Genomic DNA, 17,661 nt, shown 5'->3' with positions numbered 1-17,661 from the left:
CAGTAGATCCACGCCATGCGTGGATAGCGCCCACCGGCGCCGAGGCATCATCCCGCCGCCGCACTGACCCGTATCGCCAACAACTCGCCCCCGCCCTGCAAAGCGTGCCGCTGCCGTTCACCCGCTGACAACCACGCGGTATCGCCGGCCTGCAGCGGCGGCAGGCCACTGCCGGCACCGAACTCCGCCTGACCGGCCAGCAGATGCAGTGCCCAGGCCACGCCCGGTTCGCAGAAGAAGAACATCGTGCCCACCAGTGGCCGGTGCAGCAGTTCGGCCTGCAGCAGCTCGCGCTTCCACATCAGGTTGAAATCATGTGTGGTGCCATCGACCAGTTCGCCGTGCAGCGTTTCCTCGCCGGCAAAGCGCACCCGCCCGTGTGGCGGCAGCACTTCCGCCACACGGCCATCCTCGAAGCGAAGACGCACGCCATTGCCCTGCAGCAGTACCAGTTCGCGCTCCACGCCGGGGAAGGCGGAGAACGCGGCGTCCTGCTCGATCTCGGCCACCGACAGGCGCAGCGCCCAGTCATTGCCCTGCGCAGGCAGGCGCAGGATCTCGCGCGTCCAGCCCAGGCCGTTGCGCCAGCGTTCGCGGCGGTAGTCCAGGCGGGAGATTACCTGGCTCGGAGTGTGCAGCAGGGAGTCGATGGTCATCCGCGCATTGCATCATGCCGCGCGCCGTCGCGCATCACCGCGTGGTGAGCGTGCCCTGGCCACCGCATCCGCCGGCCAGCAGCTGCGAGTGCTTCAGCCAATCCTGGTCGGGGTAGTAAGCAAACACCATCGTGCCGCCGCGCAATGCGTCGATCAGCGGCTTGGCCACCGACAGGCGCACCGCCGGGCAACCCAGGCTGCGGCCGAGCCGCCCCTGCAGCTGGGCGGTGGCCGGGTTCACATACGGTGCGCCGTGGATGACGATCGCGCGATCGCGCGCACGGTCATTGAAGCCCGGTTCCAGCCCGGCCAGGCGCAGCGAATATCCATTGCCGCCCATGTAGGTCTCCTGCGCGGTGAACGCGCCGAGGCTGGACATGAAACTGCCGTCGCGGTTGGAGAAGTGCTCGGTGCGGTTCTCGCCGCTGTTGCGGCCATGCGCCACCCATTCCTCGAACAACAGGCGCTGGTGGGCCAGGTCGAACACCCACAGGCGCGGCTCGGTGGACGGGCGCGAGTAATCGATCACGCTGAGCCGATCACCGTTGATGCCCAGCTCCGGCCGCTGCAGCGCGCAGCGCATGGCGCGCGCCGCCAGCTGCAACACGTGGCGGTCGGCCTTGGGCGCACTGCGCGACAGCAGGGCAGCCAGATCATCGGCAGAGGTGGCGAGGGCGGGCGTCTGTGCCAGCGCCGGGGCGCTGGCCGAGGTCGCCAGCAGGCCGAACGCGGCCAGCCGGCACAGGCGGGATGCAGTCATGGGCACAACGAGGGGACTCAGTTGCCCTTGAGGGTGGACCCTGGCGGCTCGGATTCCAAGACCGGCTGCATTCCGGATTCAGCCGGGCTTGGGCGGACCGCCGGCAGCGAGGTCACCAGCAGGGTCGTGCCCGGCACCAGCACCTGGTACAGCTGGCGGGCGAAATCGGCCGGCAGCGCCATCGGCAGCGAGGGCGTGGCCAGCAGGTCCGGCGTGGCCTGGGCGCGATCCTGGCCCAGCAACGGGTAGGCCGTCCACTGGTGCAGGCGCTGGTTCACGTCCAGCGGGCTGGGGGTGTCGCTGTAACCCTGCCCCATCACGAACAGCGTGGTCCCCTGGAAGGCCGGCAGCGCGTCCGCCTTCAACGGCGACTCGCCGATCATCACGCCATCGCGCAGCACGTACAGGCGCTGGTCGTGCAGGCTGACCAGGATGCCGACCTGCCCGGCCGGGGCCACGCTGTCGTTCCACCACGCCTGCGCCGGCGCTCCGCCCTCTGCCTCCGGCAGGGCCTGCCCACGCGCATTCACGGGTGCCAGTACCGACGGATAGGCCAGGGTCATCGGCGAGCTCTTGGCGTCGGCCACGACCACGGTATCGCCGCGTTGAGTTTCGCTGAACAGCTTCTGCGCGAAGGCCTGCGGCAGGCGCACGCAGCCGTGCGAGGCGGGATGCCCGGGCAGGCTGCCGCCATGCAGAGCGATACCGTCCCAAGTCAGCCGCTGCATGTACGGCATCGGCGCGCTGTTGTAGAGGTTGGACCTGTGGTCCTTGTCCTTCTGCAGGATGGTGAACACGCCGGTCGGCGTCTCGTGCCCGGCCTTGCCCGAGCTGATCGTGGTCAGGCCGATGGCAATGCCGTTGCGGTAGACGTAGGCGCGCTGCTCATCGAGGCTGACCACCAGCACGATCGGGCCGGTCGGCGAGATTTCCGGATGCCACAGGTATTCGCCCGGTTTCAGGTCGGTCGGTCCGCGCACTTCAGCGGTGCTGGCTGCGGCCGCGGGCGTGGCTGTCGGCGTCGGCGCAGCGGCGTGGGCCTGCAGTGGCAGAGTCAGTGCCAGGGCGAGCATCAGGGTCGTGGGGCGGTGCACAAGCATCCAGCGGGGTCCTTTCCATGCGGAGCGGCCACCGTACACCATCGGCCCGTGGTGGCCGCGGCAAAACCAGGCCCCGGAAATGAAATTGCCCGGCGACACAGCCATGTGTCGTACCGGGCAATCGTTACGTCCTTGTCGGCCTGCTGCCGCCCCCTCGCATCCTGCGCTGTGGGGGCAGCGTTGCATCCTGCACGCGGCCGCGTCTGTCCTGTTTGTATCTCAGCCCCTTCCACAGGTCTGTGATGCCACCATCCTGGTGAGTGGTGCCGCGTCCTGCGGCGGTCGGTGGTCACGGGCGTCCTGTCCGTGACCGGTGAACCAGCGTCCTGCCGGTTCCGACGATTCCTGCTGTCAGCGCCTCGGTACGGTTCGCACCGGTACCGATCCGGGTACCGGATCCGCCGGCAACAACCTGTTGCCTACGGTGATCCGCTGTCGATTCCGTTCGACGATGGCTTTCCCTATCCCCTTCACCTGCGCCAGGTCCTCGACGCGATGAAACGGGCCGTGTCTGCGCCGGTGCTCGACGATCGCCTCGGCCTTGGCGGCTCCGACCATCGTCAATCCCTGCTGCAGCGCCTGGGCATCGGCGCGGTTGATGTCGATCGGTTCGGCGGCATGCGCCCCAGCGATCCACACGACCAGCACCAGTGCCCTCAACACGACACTCCAAGGCACGACGTGTATCTCCTTGTGATTCTGGACGTCCCGACCGGCAATCCCGTCGGTAGGAACAGTGTCCGTCACCACATGCACACAGCCTATCGGTTTCCTGGATTTCTAAAAGCCAGCCAAATACCCGACGTGATGTAGGAAAAACCCTACCCGTGGCACAGGCGTAGAATGGCGGGATCAGCCCATGCAACCGGAGTTTCAGATGGACAGCGCCAAGCTCGGCCAATTCGTCAATGACAAGTGGGACAGGGAAATCGTCCCGCAGTTGGTCGACTACATCCGCATTCCCAACAAGTCGCCGATGTTCGACGCCAATTGGGTGCAGAACGGCTACATGGAACAGGCGGTCACGCTGATGGAGAACTGGGCCAGGGCCCAGCAGCTGCCCGGCCTGAAGGTTGAAGTGGTGCGCCTGGAAGGCCGCACCCCGCTGATCTTCCTGGAAATTCCGGCCTCCGGCCCGGAAACCGGCGACGACACCATCCTGCTCTACGGCCACCTGGACAAGCAGCCGGAAATGACCGGCTGGGACGACGATCTCGGCCCGTGGACCCCGGTCCTGCGCGGCGACAAACTGTATGGCCGCGGCGGTGCGGATGACGGCTACGCCATCTTCGGCTCGCTGGCTGCGGTGCTGGCGCTGCAGGCCCAGGGCCTGCCGCACGCCCGCTGCGTGGTGCTGATCGAAGCCTGTGAAGAATCGGGCAGCTATGACCTGCCGGCCTACGTCGACCACCTGGCCGACCGCATCGGCAAGCCGTCGCTGGTGGTCTGCCTGGATTCGGGCTGCGCCAACTACGACCAGCTGTGGTGCACCACCTCGCTGCGCGGCCTGACCGGCGGCAACTTCACCGTGAAGGTGCTCAACGAAGGCGTGCATTCCGGCGATGCCTCCGGCGTGGTGCCGTCCAGCTTCCGCCTGCTGCGCCAGCTGCTGTCGCGCATCGAGGACCAGGACACCGGCCGCATCCTGATCGACGGCATGAACGTGGAAATCCCGGCCGAACGCCTGGAACAGGCCAAGCGCGCGGCCGAAGTGGTGGATACCGAGATCTTCGAGAAATTCCCGATGGTCGACGGCCTGCGCCCCATGAACGAGGACCTGACCGAGCTGGTGCTCAACCGCACCTGGCGCCCGGCGCTGTCGGTCACCGGCGTCGGTGGCATGCCGCCGCTGGAATCGGCCGGCAACGTGCTGCGTCCGCAGACCTCGGTGAAGCTCTCGCTGCGCCTGCCGCCGACTGCCGATGGCAAGACCTGCGGGGAACTGCTGAAGGAAGCGCTGCTGCGCGACCCGCCGAACGGCGCGCAGGTCACCCTGGACTTGGAAAAGGCCTCCACCGGCTGGAACGCACCGGCCATGGCGCCGTGGCTGACCCAGGCCATTGACGACGCCAGCCAGGCCTTCTTCGGCAAGCCGGCGATGTACATGGGCGAAGGCGGCTCGATCCCGTTCATGGGCATGCTGGGCGAGAAGTTCCCGGGCGCGCAGTTCATGATCACCGGCGTGCTCGGCCCGCATTCCAATGCACATGGCCCCAACGAGTTCCTGCACATCCCGATGGGCAAGAAGGTCACCGCCTGCGTGTCCAAGGTGATCAGCGAGCACTATGCCGCCAGCCTGCGCGGCGAGACCAGCGGTTCGCCAGTGGCTGCCGACAGCGGCACCCGCCACGGCGACCACGGCTGCTGCTGATTACGGCACACCGTGACGGACGCAGCCTGGCCTTGCTAGGCTGCGTCCACCCAAAGCGGAACACATGCACATGAATGGTCTGTTCGGCAGCAGCAGCTGGCTGTACATCCTGCTGGTCGGCTTCGTCGTCGGCCTGCTCGGGCGCTTCTTCATGCCCGGCAACAACCGCATGGGCTGCCTGCTGACCATCGTGCTGGGCATCATTGGCGCGCTGGTGGCCGGTTGGTTCGGCCAGTACATGGGCTGGTACGCTCCCGGCGAACCGGCCGGTTTCCTCGGTGCGGTAGTGGGCGCGGTGGCCGTGCTGGCCGTCCTGCGCCTGTTCAGCGGCCGCCGCTGACCCCGTCCCTCCTTCCCCTCCTGCTCCCGACGTTGGCGCGCCCGGCGCGCCCGGATATGCCCGCATGACCGAACCCGCCTCCGATCCCCAGCGCAGCGCGCAGCGCCTGCAGTGGGCCCGTACCCAGCTCGATGACGCCAACGCGGTAGTCGAACGCGCTTCGGTGGATGCCGGCATGCGCAGCTACTGGCGTACCACCAGCACGCGCGGCAGCCACATCGTGATGGACGCTCCGCCGGGGCTGGAAGATCCGCGGCCGTGGCTGCGCATGCGCGGCCTGCTGCACGACAACGGCCTGCGCGTGCCTGCATTGCTGGCGCAGGACCTGGAAGCCGGCTTCCTGCTGCTGGAAGATCTCGGCGGCCCGACCCTGGCCAGGATCCTCGACGAGCGCAACGCCGATGAATGGTTCGGCCGCTCGATCGAACAGCTGCTGCGCCTGCAGGCGATCCCGGTGCCGGCCGACTTCGGCCAGTTCGGCGAAGCGCTGCTGCAGCGCGATGCCGGCCTGTTCGACGAGTGGTTCCTGCAGCGCCACCTGCAGCTGGAACTGGACTGTGGCGAGATTGAAGGGCTGCAGCTGGTACACCGCCGGTTGATGGACAACGCATTGGGCCAGGCCCAGCTGATGACCCACCGCGACTACATGCCGCGCAACCTGATGCCGGTCGAGGACGGCCCCGCGGTGCTGGATTTCCAGGACCTGGTGCGTGGCCCGATCGCCTACGATGCGGTGAGCCTGTTCAAGGACGCCTTCCTGAGCTGGCCGCTGCAGCGCGTGGACGAGTGGCTGGCGCAGTACCACGAGCGCGCACGCGACGCCGGCCTGCCGGTACCCGATCGCGCCACCTTCCTGCGCGATGCCGACTGGATGGGTATCCAGCGCCACGTGAAGATCCTTGGCCTGTTCTGCCGCCTGCGCTACCGCGACAACAAGGGCCATTACCTGGACGACGCGCCGCGCTTCATCGGCTACCTGGATGAAGTACTGCCGCGCTACCGCGAGCTGGCACCGCTGCAGCAGCTGCTGGACGAGCGCATCAAGCCGGCGCTGGCCGAGCTTGGTGCACCGATGCGCGTGGCCCGATGAAGGCGCTGGTCTTTGCCGCTGGCCTCGGCGAGCGCATGCGCCCGCTGACCCTGCACACGCCCAAGCCGCTGCTGGAAGTGGCTGGCAAGCCGTTGATCGTCTGGCACCTGGAACGCCTGGCCGCACTCGGCGTGCGCGAGGTGGTGGTCAACACCGCATGGCTGGCCGAACAGTTCCCGGCGACGCTGGGCGATGGCAGCCAATGGGGCCTGCACCTGCATTTCCTGTACGAAGGAGCGACCCCGCTGGAAACCGGCGGCGGCATCCTCAACGCATTGCCGGTGCTGGGCGATGCCCCGTTCCTGGTGGTGAACGGTGATATCTGGACCGATTTCGATTTCGCCACGCTGCCGCGCGAGCCGCAGGGCCAGGCACACCTGGTGCTGGTCGACAATCCGGCGCAACACCCCGACGGTGACTACCGACTCGATGCGCAGGGCCTGCTGCACCACGACCGCGCAGGGCCGTGCCTGACCTATGCCGGCATCGGCGTGTACCGCCCCTCGATTGTGGCCGACTGGCGCGCGGTGATCGGCGATGCGCCGGGCAGCGAGCGGATGCCGCCGAAGTTCTCGGTGGTGCCGCTGCAGAAGCATTTCATGGCGCAGGGGTTGATGACCGGGCAGCACCATCGCGGGCGTTGGACCGATGTGGGTACCGTGGATCGCCTGCATGCGCTGGATGTTGAGTTGGCGGCGAACGGCTGAGCCCCTCGTGGCTGGACTCATTGAAAGCAGAAGCCGTGCTTGGCCGGTCGGGGTGGGCTGCGCAGGGGACGCTGCAAGTCCCCCTCCGGGGCCCGGCCCAGCCGCTGGCGGCTGTGCGTTCAGGCGCTTGCGAAGCAGTGCTTCGCAAGCAAAGCGCTCTCACCCCTGTAAGCTCGATGGCGCCATCCATGGCGCCAACGCCCCTGCATGGCCCACCCGCCCGGCCTCTGACAGTTTCCGTGGGCGTCCAGCCACGGAAGAAAGGAAAGAAAAGCAAAAGCGGGTCGCTTCGCTGCGCTTGCTCCGGTGACGACCAACGGTCGTCACCCACCACAAGCAAGACACGTGTCGACCATGGTCGACACCCACCAACAGCAGTGCAGTACGCAGTCCCGGCAGATCGCGGGAACCTGTCGAAGGCGGGGTGGGTCCGGTTGCGGGGGCGTGAGCGCCATGGATGGCGCGATCGAGGCTACATGGACGTACTTGCGCCGTCCCCCGCAACCTGAGCCACCCCGCCCCCCTCAGGAAGCCAGCATTTGACGTTGCTGTTGAAGTTGCCGGCCAGCGGCCGGCACTACCGCGGGTGCAGGGCGCAGCCCTGCAAACAAACCCCACCCTCAGTAACGAGGCCGGCCTTCTTCCAGCACCTGGCGCAGGAACGGCACGGTGATCCGCCGCTTCGCCGCCAGCGATTCGCGGTCCAGCCAGTCCAGCAGCGTGATCAACCCACCCAGCTCGCGCCCGGTGTGCGACAGCAGCCACTCGATGGCCGCTTCGTCGATGGCCAGGCCGCGTCGCAGCGCGCGCTCGCGCAGCACCGCAGCACGACCTTCCTCATCCAGCGGCTGCAGCAGCACGCGCACGCACTGGCCCAGCCGCGAACGCAGGTCCGGCAGTACCAGGCCCAGTTCTTCCGGCGCCTTCTGCGCCGTGTACAGCACGGTCACGCCTGCTGCACGCGCGCGGTTGTGGAAATCAAACAGCGCGATCTCGTCCTCGCGGTTGCCGGCAACCTCGTCCAGCCCGTCCAGCGCCACCAGTTCGCGTGCGTCCAGCCCGTCGAGCGCTGCACGAACGCGGCCGGCGGCGCTGGCCAGTGGCACGTACGTCGGCAGGCGCCCGGCCTGCTCGGCGCTGGAGCACGTCGCCAGCGCCTGGTGGGTCTTGCCGGTGCCCGCCGCGCCTTCCAGGTAGACCCAATCGTGGCTGGCGCCGACCGCGATCGCACGCAGCTGCGCCAGCGCGCCATCCGGCGCGCCGATGAAGGTCTCCAAGCGCTGGTCCCGCGGGTAATGCAGGGCCAGCGGCAGTTGCGGCACACCCATCACTTCAGGTCGGGGCCCTTGTCGGTCGGAACGATGATATGGGGCGCATCGACCACGCCATCAAGCACGATCGCCGGCTTCTCGCCCACGTACAGCTCGCTCAGGCGGTAACGCTGGTGCGCATAGCGCAGCAGCACGTTGGTCACCGCCGCCACCGGCAGCGCCAGCAGCATGCCGAGGAAGCCGAACAGCTGGCCGCCGGCCATTACCGCGAAGATCACCGCCACCGGATGCAGGCCGATCTTGTCGCCGACAATGCGCGGGGTCAGTACGTAGCTCTCCAGCAGCTGGCCCACGGTGAACACCACGCCGACCAGGATCAGCAGCTTCAGGTCGAAGCCCTGTGCCTGCACCAGCGCGGCAATCACCGCCATCAGCACGCCGGTGGTCGCGCCCAGGTAGGGGATGAAGCTGATCAGGCCGGCAATCAGGCCAATCAGCAGGCCCAGCTTGAGGCCTACCAACGACAGGCCGCCGGCGTAGATCACGCCCAATGCCAGCATCACCAGGAACTGGCCGCGGATGAACGCCCCCAACACCTCGTTGGACTCACGCGCCAGCGCAGTGATGGTGCCGATGTGGTTGCGCGGAATCACCGAGGCCACCCGCTCGACCAGCTTGTCCCAGTCGCGCAGGAAGTAGAACGCCAGGATCGGCAGCAGCAGGATGTTGACCACCCAGGTCACCATCGCAAAACCCGAACGCGAGACGTAGCCCATGAACGTGGTGGCGACGCCGCCGGCCTGCTGCCAGTGGCTGCGCACCCACTCGATCAGGCGGTCCGGATCCAGCCACTGCATCACTTCCAGGCCGGTCTTCTGCTCGAACCAGGGAATCCCCTTTTCCATCAGCCACGCCTGCGCCTGCGGCGCGACCGCGATCAGGGTGGTGATCTGGCGCTCGATCATCGGCACCAGCACCAGCAGCAGCGCCACGATCACCAGCACCATCGCCGCGAACACCAGCACCACGCCGGTCATGCGCGAGCGGCCGGTGGCCTCGATGCGGTCCACCAGCGGGTCGCCCAGCCAGGCCAGTGCCAGCGCCAGCACGAACGGGGTCAGGATCGGGGCCAGCAGCCACACCACCCAGCCGACCAGGCCGGCGAACAGGATGTACTTCAGCCGGCGCAGGAACTGCGCGATTTCCGCTTCCGGGGTCAGGGTCATCGCAGGCGGTACTCATTGCTGACCGGTGCTGCGACCGGGGCACCGGTGGTGTCGTCGATCGGCGTCGGCAGGGCCGGCAGCGGCGCGCTCGGCACCAGTACACCGTTGTCGCCCAGCATGCGGTTGAAGCCGGCCAGGCCGGTGGTCATCTCCAGGCTCAGCTCCAGCTGGCCGGCCGAAGCATGCAGCGGGGTGACGTTGCGCACCACCGGCACCTCGCGCAGGCCGGCGGCAAGGCGCAGGTAGTCGTCGGCACTGTTGATGCCGGTGACCACCACGCGGTAGGTTCCGGCCTGGCCGACGGCGGCGCCGGCCTTCGCATAGCGCCTGACCAGCGCATCGGCGGCGCCATCGGCGCCGGCCGCCATCGCCCGCATGGCGTTGGCGTCCTTGCTGGTCCACTTGTTCAGCTCACGGCCGTTGTCGACGAACACCCAGTCCGCCTGCCAGCCGCCGTTGGCGCGGTAGAGCTTGCCGATCAGCTGCATCGGCGGTGAGTAGCGCGAGGAGGCGCGGGCCACGGCGGCACTGTCCTGGCGCCAGATGGCACCGGCCAGCGCCTGCTCGGCGGCACCGCCGCTGGGCAGGCCGAGCTTGTAGCCGCGCTCGATGGCGCGGTTCAGCAGTGGGCGGGCGGCATTGGCCTGCTGCACGCTGACCAGGCGCGGGCCGCTGCCGTCATCCACGGCCAGCCACACCACCGGCTTCGGTCGCGGCTGCGGCCACAGCGGCAGGCCCAGCGCCGAGACCAGCGAATCGACGTCGTCCTCGCGGAAACGGGCCACCAGCAGGGTCCGGAAGCTCGGCGCGCCGCTGGCGCCTACGCTCTGGTCCTGCTTGTAGTCGTAGCTGGCCACGTAGTCCTTGGCATTGCGCAGTGCCTGCACCACACCGGGGCGCGACATCACGTTGCGATCACCGGACAGCTTGCCCAGTACCACGCTCAGGGCGCGGGCCAGGGCGCCGTTGCGATCGGCTTCGGCTTGGCTGTTGACGGGCACTTCGGCCTCGTACGCGCCACTGGCGGTGGCGACATCACCCTCGGTGCGAAGGCCGCTCTGGGCCATCGTGGCCACCGGCAGGCTCAGCGCAAGGAGCAGGGTCAGAATCAGGCTGCGGCGCATCAGGACATCCATTGGCTCGACGTATCCGGGGGAATTGTTGCCCGAATACGGCCTTTGCGCCAATGCGGCCTGTTAAAATCGCCCGTTCAACCCCTGCCAGCGCCGACGCCCGTGACCAACACCCCGTCTTCCGCCCCCTCCCCCCTTACCTATCGTGACGCGGGTGTCGACATCGACGCCGGCAACGAGCTGGTCGAGCGGATCAAGCCCCTGGTCAAGCGCAGCTTCCGGCCGGAAGTGATGGGCGGCCTGGGCGGCTTCGGCGCCCTCTTCGACCTGTCCAACAAGTACCGCGAGCCGGTGCTGGTGTCGGGTACCGACGGCGTGGGCACCAAGCTGAAGCTGGCGCACCAGCTGAACCGCCACGATACGATCGGCATCGACCTGGTCGCCATGTGCGTGAACGACGTGCTGGTACAGGGTGCCGAGCCGCTGTTCTTCCTGGACTACTTCGCGACCGGCAAGCTGGACATCGACACCGCCGCGGCGGTCGTGGGCGGCATCGCCAACGGCTGCACCGAGGCCGGCTGCGCGCTGATCGGTGGTGAAACCGCTGAAATGCCCGACATGTATGCCCCGGGCGAATACGACCTGGCCGGCTTCACGGTGGCCGCGGTCGAGAAGAGCGAGCTGAAGGACGGCGCCAGCGTGGCTGCCGGCGACGTGCTGATCGGCATCGCCTCGTCCGGCCCGCACTCCAACGGCTACTCGCTGGTGCGCCGCATCTACGACCGTGCCGGCCGCCCGGCCGAGCTGGAGCTGGAAGGCGGCGTGAAGCTGGTCGATGCGCTGATGGCGCCGACCCGCCTGTACGTCAAGCCGATCCTGGCGCTGCTGAAGTCACACGGCGAGGCCATTCACGGCATGGCCCACATCACCGGTGGCGGGCTGACCGAGAACATCATCCGCGTGGTGCCCGACGGCCTCGGCCTGGACATCCAGGCCTCGTCCTGGACCCTGCCGCCGGTATTCCAGTGGCTGCAGAAGGAAGGCGCCGTGGCCGACAGCGAGATGTGGCGCACCTTCAACTGCGGCATCGGCTTCGTGCTGATCGTCGCGCCGGACCAGGAGGCTGCCGTGTCCGAGGCGGTCAGGGCGCAGGGCCTGGAGCACTGGACCATCGGCCAGGTGGTCACCGCCGAAGGCGCCGAGCGCGTCCACATCGGCTGAGCCCGGCAACCAGGAGCCCGCATGGACGCAACGCCCCCCCTGGCACCCACCCCGGTACCACCGCCGTTGGCGGCGGTGCCGGTCTTCAGCAGGCAGGACGCTGACCACCTGCGCGCGCTGTCCATCGCCCACTATGTGTTCGGTGGCCTGATTGCGCTGCTCTCGCTGTTTTTCATTCTGTACATCGTGCTCGGCATCAGTGCGCTGAGCGGCCATCTGCCGATGAACTCCGGGGGCCAGCCCTCGTCGCCGGCCGAACAGCGCCTGTTCGGCTGGGTGTTCACGGTCCTGGGGACCGTGTTCGTCGCCGGCGGCCTGGGCATGGCCGCATTCGTCATCCATGCCGGCCGCTGCGTGGCCCGGCGGCGTCGTTACCTGCTGTGCCTGATCGTGGCCGGCCTGCTCTGCCTGTTCGCGCCGCTGGGCACCGTTCTAGGGGTGTTCACCCTGGTCACACTGCTGCGCCCGCAGGTGAAGGCCGCCTTCGATGCAGCTGGCACGGCTGCATGACGATGCCGGGCGCGCCTCCGCCATTGCCACAGCAGACCCTGGCGCAGCTGCAGTTGGCCAGCCACCTGCAGACGCTGAAGGTGCTGTTCTACGCGTTGGCAGGTTTCCACTGGCTGGCCGCGTTGGCCTTCCTCGGTTTCATCGGCCTGGTCGCCAGTTCCCGCGGGTTGGACGAAGGCGCGGCGCTGGCCACGGTCTACGGGGTCATTTCGTTGTTGGCGGCGGCGCTTGGCTTCGTACAGCTGCACACCGCGCGCCTGCTGTCGCGCCGCACCGGGCTGGCCTGGTGCCAGCGCGCGGCATGGCTGGCAGTGCTTGCCGGCCCGTTGGGCATGGCGCTGACGGCCTATGCCCGGGTGTTCCTGTCCAAGCCTGACATGGCCGCATTGTTCGACCGCGGCGACCACCTCAGTGCCTGAGCCCGCAGGCAACCCATCGCTTCCTCCTGACCGATCCGACATGTCCGCGCCCGCCACCGCCGCAAACGCCACTGCCCGCGGCTATCGTGTTTCACTGCCCAAGAAGCTGGCCTTCGCCGCCGTACTGGCCGTGTTCCTGGTCAGCTGGATCGATCCGCTGTGGCCCGTCGAACAGGCCCTGCACAGCTCGCTCACCGTCGTCGGCCTGGCTGCCCTGCTCTGGGTGGACCGTCGTGGCTGGCTGGGCAATGGCGCCTTCATCGCGATCTGTGGCTTCATCGCACTGCATTGCGTGGGCGCGCGCTGGCTGTACTCCAACGTGCCCTACGACGCTTGGGCACAGGCGCTGGCCGGCTGGTCGCCGAATGCCGCCTTCGGCTGGCAGCGCAACCACTTCGACCGTCTCATCCACTTGTTGTTCGGCGTCTGCTTCACCCCCGCGCTGCTGCAGCTGGCCCGGCATGCCTGGCCGGCGCTGCGCCTGGGCCAGGCCTTCAGCCTGGCGGTGATGACGGTGATGTGCGCCAGCCTGGTCTACGAGTGGTTCGAGTGGGCCATCGCGCTTGCCCTGTCGCCCGACGCCGCCGAGGCCTACAACGGGCAGCAGGGCGACATGTGGGACGCTCATGCCGACATGCTGCTGGCGACCCTGGGCAGTCTGCTGACCTGGCCGTTGATCCGCCGGAGTGCCCGGCAATGAGCACGCCCACCCGCATTGCCGTGCTCGCCTCCGGCCGCGGCAGCAACCTGCAGGCCATCCTTGACGCAATTGCTGACGGCCGCCTGCCCGCCGAGGTTGTCGGCGTGTTCTCCGACCGCCCAGCCGCAGCCGCGCTGCAACGGGTCGGCGACAGCCTGCGCTGGGCGCATGCACCGAAAGAATTCGGTGACCGCGCCGCCTACGAGCAGGCCTTGGGCGATGCACTGGCCGCGGTCGCGCCGGATCTGATCGTCTGCGCCGGCTACATGCGCATTCTCGGCGCCGCCTTCGTGCAGCGCTTCAATGGCCGGCTGGTCAACATCCACCCCTCCCTGCTACCGCTGCACAAGGGGCTGGACACGCATGCGCGGGCGCTGCACGCCGGCGATGCGGAGCATGGGGCCAGCGTGCACCTGGTGGTGCCCGAGCTGGATGCCGGCGCCGTGCTGGCCCAGGCGCGGGTGCCGGTGATGCCCGGCGATGACGCCGACAGCCTGGCGGCGCGTGTGCTGGCGGTGGAGCATCCGCTGCTGATCGCCACCCTGCAGCTGCTGTGCGCCGGCCGCCTGGCTGAACGGGAGGGCCAGCCACTGCTGGATGGTCACCCCCTGTTTAGCCCACTGGTCCTAGATTCCGCCGGGAACCTGAACCGGTAACGCCCACGCACACGCCCCGCTGACTGCGGGGCTGGCATCCTGCCCCCCTCCTGCAGCTCCTGTCCTCCATGAAGACCACGGCCCTGCTGTCCACTTCATTGCTGCTGTCGCTTGTCGTGCTTCCCGGCGTGGGTTGGGGCCAGGCACAGGCGCCTGCCTCGCCGGTTCCGGCGCCAGCGGTGCAACCGCCGGCCGGAACGACGGCCCCGGCCCTGCCGGCATTGGCGTGGGAACCGCCGCCGCTGCAGCCGTTCAGCGCCACCTACCAGGCCTTCTACAAGGGCAAGGAGGCCGGCGACGCCAGCATGCAGGTCACCCACACCGGCGGCAACCAGTGGCGGGTGGACATGCAGGTGGTCGGCCGCCGCGGGTTCGCCAGCGTGCTGGGACTGAACATCGAGCAGAGCACGGTCTTCGAGGAGCGCGCTGGCTCCTATGCACCGCTGAGCCAGAGCACGGTGCGCAAAGGCCTGTTTCTCGGCAAGAAGGCGGTCGGCACGTACAACTGGCAGGCCGGTACCGCGCAGTGGAGCGGCGATGTCGAGAAGAAGCGCGCACAGCCGATTCCGCTGCAGCCGGGCGACCAGAGTGCGCTGCTGATCAATCTGGCAATCATGCGCGACGCCCGCCCAGGCGCCGCGATGCACTACCGCTACGTGGACATGGGCAAGGTCCGCCAGCATGACTACCAGGCCGCGCCGCAGACCGAGAACGTCGAGGTCGGCGACCTGTCCTACAACGCGCTGCGGGTCTACCGGACCAACGGCGGCAACAATGAAACCATCCTCTGGATCGCCAACGGGGTCCCCACCCCGGTGCGCATCCTGCAACGCGAAGACGGCGAAGACCGCGTCGATCTGCGCCTGATCGAATACCAAGGAGTCTGAGCATGAGCATCCCGACCCGCCCCCTCGCCTGGATCGCGGCCGCTGCCCTGTCCGTGGCCAGCCTGCCGGCCATGGCCCTGCAACCTTTCAAGGCGGATTACCTGGCCAGCTACATGGGCATGCAGGCCAACGGCACGATGACCCTGTCCAACGAAGGCAGCAACAAGTGGCGCTACAGCCTCCAGGTGAAGAACCAGCTGGCCGACCTGAGCCAGAGCACCGTGTTCGAGGAAGTGCGTGGGCAACTGCGCCCGCTGAGCAGCCAGGACCGCTCGGCGCTGCTGGTGAAGAAGCGCAACGTGCAGGCCAATTACAACTGGACCAGCAACCAGGCCACCTGGACCGGCGACATCAAGCCGGACCGTGCCGGCCCCATCGCGCTGAAGGCCGGTGACATGGATGCGCTGCTGATCAACCTGGCGATCACCCGTGACCTGGCCGCCGGCAAGCCGCTGACCTATCGCATGGTCGACGAAGGCCGCATCAAGAACATGACCTACCGCGTGGTCGGCAAGGAATCGATCACCGTGGGCGGCAAGAGCTACGAGGCCACCAAGGTCTCGCGCGCCGACGGCAACAAGGAGCTGATCGCCTGGATCGTGCCGGAGTTCCCGGTGCCGGCGCGCATGCTGCAGCGTGAGGGCGGACGTGATGCGCTGGACCTGACCATCAAGGCGCTGAACTGACCGGAGATCCACGTCATCCACGCATGGCGTGGATCTACTGGAAACCTGGAGTAGATCCACGCCATGCGTGGATGGACGCCCCGGGAAAAACGCCCGCTTTCGCGGGCGTTTTTCTTACTTCTTTTCCTCGGCCGCAGCGGGCTTGAACTCGGTGCGGCAGTCCACGCGGATCTGCTCGCCGGTGCTGCGCCAGACGAAGGTGCGGCAATGGCGGTTGCCGTCCTGGCTGTCGTTCACCGCGACCGCGTAGAACGATTCGATGATCTCGTCACGCGAGACCGTGCCGTCGCCGTTCCAGTCCATGTCCTTCTGCTCGATGCCCTGGGTGATGGCGATGTTGGCGTACCAGGCATAGCCCAGCCACGCCAGCACGATCAGCACCAAGGCCAGCAGCGCCTTGCGGCGCGGGCTGAACTTGCCGCGCAGGATCATGGCACGCGCCGGATGGTGGCACCGAGCGAAGACAGCTTCTCTTCGATGTTCTCGTAGCCACGATCAAGGTGATAGATGCGGTCGATGGTGGTCTCCCCGCTGGCCATCAGGCCGGCCAGGATCAGCGAGGCCGAGGCACGCAGGTCGGTGGCCATCACCGGCGCACCGCTCAGGGTCTCGCTGCCACGCACGATGGCGGTGTGGCCTTCAACCTGTATGTCCGCGCCCAGGCGCAGCAGTTCGTTGACGTGCATGAAACGGTTCTCGAAGATCGTTTCGTTGATCACGCCCACGCCGTCGGCCACGCAGTTGAGCGCCATGAACTGCGCCTGCATGTCGGTCGGGAATGCGGGGTACGGCGCGGTGGTCAGGTTGACCGCCTTCGGTCGCTTGCCCTGCATGTCCAGGGTGATGGTGTCTTCGGTGGTCTCGATCTTCGCACCGGCCTCGACCAGTTTGGACAGCACCGCGTCCATGGTGTTCGGGCGCGCACGGTTGACCGTGACCTTGCCGCCGGTCATCGCCGCAGCGACCAGGAAGGTACCGGTTTCGATGCGGTCGGGCAGCACTTCGTGGCGGCCGCCGGACAGGCGCTCGACGCCTTCGATGACCAGGCGGGCAGTGCCAAGGCCTTCGATCTTCGCGCCCAGCGCGATCAGGCAATGCGCCAGATCGGTCACTTCCGGTTCCATCGCGCAGTTGTCGAGGACGGTGGTGCCTTCGGCCAGCACCGCGCCCATCAGCACGTTCTCGGTGCCGGTGACGCTGACCATGTCGAAGGTGAAGTGGCCGCCCTTCAGCCGCTTGGCGCTGGCCTTGATGAAGCCGTTCTCGACCACGATCTCGGCACCCAGCGCCTGCAGGCCCTTGATGTGCTGGTCGACCGGACGCGAGCCGATCGCGCAGCCGCCCGGCAGCGACACTTCGGCCGCGCCGAAGCGGGCCAGCAGCGGGCCCAGCACCAGGATCGAGGCGCGCATGGTCTTGACCAGCTCGTAAGGTGCCACGTGCTGGTTGACCGAACGTGGGTCGACCACGATCGCGCTGCCGCGCGACAGCGTGCCCTGGTCGATGGTGACCTTGGCACCCAGTTCGCCCAGCAGCTTCACCGTGGTGACCACGTCGTGCAGGTGCGGCACGTTGGTGATCTCCACCGGCGCATCGGCCAGCAGGGTCGCGCAGAGGATGGGAAGGACGGCGTTCTTGGCGCCGGAGATGCTCACTTCACCGTGCAGCGCAGCGCCGCCGGTCACAACGATCTTGGCCATGTATTGGGAATCTTCTGCGGTTCAGCCGGCTTCGGCCGGGGTCACGGTTTTCAGTGCCAGCGCGTGGATGGCGCCGCCCATCAGGTCGCCGAGGGTGGCATAGACCATCCGGTGGCGGGCCAGCGGCATCTTGCCGGCAAAGGCCTCGCAGACCACGGTCGCTTCGAAATGCACGCCATCGTCGCCACGCACATCGGCGCGGGCGCCAGGCAGGCCGGTTTCGATCAGATTGCGGATGGTGTCGGCGTCCAACGGGCTTTCCTAATAAAATGTGCATCCATTCTACTT

The 17,661-nt window shown here is 67.7% G+C and carries 21 protein-coding genes; 11 read left to right on the top strand and 10 right to left on the bottom strand.

Translation table 11 applies throughout. The features are described from left to right. Positions 1–47: 47 nt before the first annotated feature. From N5C25_RS00545 to N5C25_RS00530, 4 genes are all read right to left on the bottom strand, one after another. On the bottom strand, positions 48–656 hold the full coding sequence (locus tag N5C25_RS00545; protein WP_279936131.1) for a HutD family protein: 609 nt from the start codon (positions 654–656) through the stop codon (positions 48–50). Between the two features lie 34 nt (positions 657–690). Then, positions 691–1,416 (bottom strand): murein L,D-transpeptidase catalytic domain family protein, encoded by a 726-nt coding sequence (locus N5C25_RS00540; protein WP_262214163.1) that lies wholly within the window; start codon positions 1,414–1,416, stop codon positions 691–693. Positions 1,417–1,433: 17 nt separating this feature from the next. Then, positions 1,434–2,516: a L,D-transpeptidase gene (locus N5C25_RS00535; protein WP_111104316.1), complete on the bottom strand. Its 1,083-nt coding sequence runs from the start codon at positions 2,514–2,516 to the stop codon at positions 1,434–1,436. A 351-nt stretch (positions 2,517–2,867) separates the two neighbouring features. Continuing rightward, positions 2,868–3,194, bottom strand: coding sequence for a helix-hairpin-helix domain-containing protein (locus N5C25_RS00530; RefSeq protein WP_032955193.1), 327 nt, complete (start codon positions 3,192–3,194; stop codon positions 2,868–2,870). Between the two features lie 199 nt (positions 3,195–3,393). Here N5C25_RS00530 and N5C25_RS00525 point away from each other — a divergent pair, with 199 nt between their 5' ends. The 4 genes from N5C25_RS00525 to murU all read left to right on the top strand — a co-directional run bounded on the left by N5C25_RS00525 (position 3,394) and on the right by murU (position 7,024). After that, complete coding sequence (locus tag N5C25_RS00525) at positions 3,394–4,887, top strand: M20 family metallopeptidase (RefSeq protein WP_279936137.1); 1,494 nt, start codon at positions 3,394–3,396, stop codon at positions 4,885–4,887. Positions 4,888–4,957: 70 nt separating this feature from the next. Further along, entirely contained in the window at positions 4,958–5,227 is a 270-nt protein-coding gene (locus N5C25_RS00520) for a GlsB/YeaQ/YmgE family stress response membrane protein (protein WP_019659430.1), read from the top strand. A gap of 64 nt (positions 5,228–5,291) precedes the next feature. Continuing rightward, positions 5,292–6,317, top strand: a complete 1,026-nt coding sequence (locus N5C25_RS00515) for a phosphotransferase (RefSeq protein WP_279936130.1) — start codon at positions 5,292–5,294, stop codon at positions 6,315–6,317. Next, on the top strand, positions 6,314–7,024 hold the full coding sequence (gene murU, locus N5C25_RS00510; RefSeq protein ID WP_279936129.1) for an N-acetylmuramate alpha-1-phosphate uridylyltransferase MurU: 711 nt from the start codon (positions 6,314–6,316) through the stop codon (positions 7,022–7,024). Before N5C25_RS00515 ends, murU begins: the two co-directional genes overlap by 4 nt. Positions 7,025–7,644: 620 nt before the next feature. Here the strand turns inward: murU and hda are convergent. From hda to N5C25_RS00495, 3 genes are read right to left on the bottom strand one after another with little or no spacing between them, the layout of a single operon-like run. Beyond that, positions 7,645–8,352: a DnaA regulatory inactivator Hda gene (hda, locus tag N5C25_RS00505; protein ID WP_021202582.1), complete on the bottom strand. Its 708-nt coding sequence runs from the start codon at positions 8,350–8,352 to the stop codon at positions 7,645–7,647. After that, positions 8,352–9,521 carry an AI-2E family transporter gene (locus N5C25_RS00500; protein ID WP_058979367.1) on the bottom strand — a complete coding sequence of 390 codons (1,170 nt, stop codon included), beginning with the start codon at positions 9,519–9,521 and terminating at the stop codon, positions 8,352–8,354. Before N5C25_RS00500 ends, hda begins: the two co-directional genes overlap by 1 nt. Further along, positions 9,518–10,657, bottom strand: a complete 1,140-nt coding sequence (locus N5C25_RS00495) for a DUF2066 domain-containing protein (protein ID WP_019659435.1) — start codon at positions 10,655–10,657, stop codon at positions 9,518–9,520. The genes N5C25_RS00500 and N5C25_RS00495 overlap by 4 nt, the downstream gene beginning before the upstream one ends. 99 nt (positions 10,658–10,756) lie before the next feature. Between N5C25_RS00495 and purM the strand changes: the two genes are divergently transcribed. The 7 genes from purM to N5C25_RS00460 all read left to right on the top strand — a co-directional run bounded on the left by purM (position 10,757) and on the right by N5C25_RS00460 (position 15,673). Beyond that, a complete protein-coding gene (gene purM / locus N5C25_RS00490) occupies positions 10,757–11,815 on the top strand; it encodes a phosphoribosylformylglycinamidine cyclo-ligase (protein WP_019659436.1) in 1,059 nt (352 codons plus the stop codon). A gap of 21 nt (positions 11,816–11,836) precedes the next feature. After that, positions 11,837–12,325 (top strand): hypothetical protein, encoded by a 489-nt coding sequence (locus N5C25_RS00485; protein WP_019659437.1) that lies wholly within the window; start codon positions 11,837–11,839, stop codon positions 12,323–12,325. Continuing rightward, entirely contained in the window at positions 12,322–12,744 is a 423-nt protein-coding gene (locus N5C25_RS00480) for a hypothetical protein (RefSeq protein ID WP_058979369.1), read from the top strand. Before N5C25_RS00485 ends, N5C25_RS00480 begins: the two co-directional genes overlap by 4 nt. Positions 12,745–12,784: 40 nt before the next feature. Then, positions 12,785–13,444 carry a DUF2238 domain-containing protein gene (locus N5C25_RS00475; RefSeq protein ID WP_019659439.1) on the top strand — a complete coding sequence of 220 codons (660 nt, stop codon included), beginning with the start codon at positions 12,785–12,787 and terminating at the stop codon, positions 13,442–13,444. Further along, entirely contained in the window at positions 13,441–14,100 is a 660-nt protein-coding gene (gene purN / locus N5C25_RS00470) for a phosphoribosylglycinamide formyltransferase (RefSeq protein WP_251102240.1), read from the top strand. The genes N5C25_RS00475 and purN overlap by 4 nt, the downstream gene beginning before the upstream one ends. A gap of 68 nt (positions 14,101–14,168) precedes the next feature. Beyond that, positions 14,169–14,987: a DUF3108 domain-containing protein gene (locus tag N5C25_RS00465; protein ID WP_279936128.1), complete on the top strand. Its 819-nt coding sequence runs from the start codon at positions 14,169–14,171 to the stop codon at positions 14,985–14,987. Between the two features lie 2 nt (positions 14,988–14,989). Continuing rightward, positions 14,990–15,673: a DUF3108 domain-containing protein gene (locus N5C25_RS00460; protein ID WP_019659442.1), complete on the top strand. Its 684-nt coding sequence runs from the start codon at positions 14,990–14,992 to the stop codon at positions 15,671–15,673. Positions 15,674–15,787: 114 nt separating this feature from the next. On the opposite strand, the gene N5C25_RS00455 is transcribed toward N5C25_RS00460, so the two are convergent. The 3 genes from N5C25_RS00455 to N5C25_RS00445 are packed head-to-tail and all read right to left on the bottom strand — an operon-like array spanning position 15,788 to position 17,625. Beyond that, positions 15,788–16,105 carry a hypothetical protein gene (locus tag N5C25_RS00455; protein WP_032957609.1) on the bottom strand — a complete coding sequence of 106 codons (318 nt, stop codon included), beginning with the start codon at positions 16,103–16,105 and terminating at the stop codon, positions 15,788–15,790. Next, positions 16,102–17,373 carry a UDP-N-acetylglucosamine 1-carboxyvinyltransferase gene (gene murA, locus N5C25_RS00450; RefSeq protein ID WP_058979374.1) on the bottom strand — a complete coding sequence of 424 codons (1,272 nt, stop codon included), beginning with the start codon at positions 17,371–17,373 and terminating at the stop codon, positions 16,102–16,104. Before murA ends, N5C25_RS00455 begins: the two co-directional genes overlap by 4 nt. A gap of 21 nt (positions 17,374–17,394) precedes the next feature. Then, a complete protein-coding gene (locus N5C25_RS00445) occupies positions 17,395–17,625 on the bottom strand; it encodes a BolA family protein (RefSeq protein WP_021202589.1) in 231 nt (76 codons plus the stop codon). Positions 17,626–17,661 lie beyond the last annotated feature (36 nt).

The sequence above is a fragment of the Stenotrophomonas sp. GD03958 genome, assembly GCF_029839005.1.
GTDB lineage: Bacteria > Pseudomonadota > Gammaproteobacteria > Xanthomonadales > Xanthomonadaceae > Stenotrophomonas > Stenotrophomonas hibiscicola.
Note: the sequence above shows the minus strand (reverse complement) of the source record. Positions and strands in the feature narration are given on the sequence as shown.